The organism is Pseudomonas kermanshahensis (assembly GCF_014269205.2).
Taxonomy (GTDB): domain Bacteria; phylum Pseudomonadota; class Gammaproteobacteria; order Pseudomonadales; family Pseudomonadaceae; genus Aquipseudomonas; species Aquipseudomonas kermanshahensis.
On the sequence record NZ_JABWRY020000023.1, the window covers coordinates 1 to 266 of the forward strand.

At 59.8% G+C, this 266-nt stretch carries 1 protein-coding gene; it reads right to left on the bottom strand.

Going from position 1 to position 266, the window contains the following annotated elements; genetic code table 11:
• Positions 1-266 (bottom strand): immunoglobulin-like domain-containing protein (locus HU764_RS27540; protein ID WP_217835033.1); only part of this gene is annotated, 266 nt, incomplete at both ends.

Here is a 266-nt window from a genome sequence, read left to right on the forward strand (position 1 = left end):
TCCAGAACCAGGTTCTCGAACTTCCAAGCGTCAGCGCCGCTGACCGATTGCAGGCTCTGCTCGACCGGTGGGTTAGTGCCGGTGTAGACGTTGTCCGGGGCGGTCACGGTAACCGAACCGGTGGTGCCGTTGGCTGGTACGGTGATGACCGTTTTGCCGTCACTCAAGGTGAAGTACAACGGCGCGTGGTTATCGATCGGCAAGCCGTCTTTATTGGTCAGGGTGACGGTGTAAGTGATCTCGCCGCCTTCGGTGACCGAAGGGGT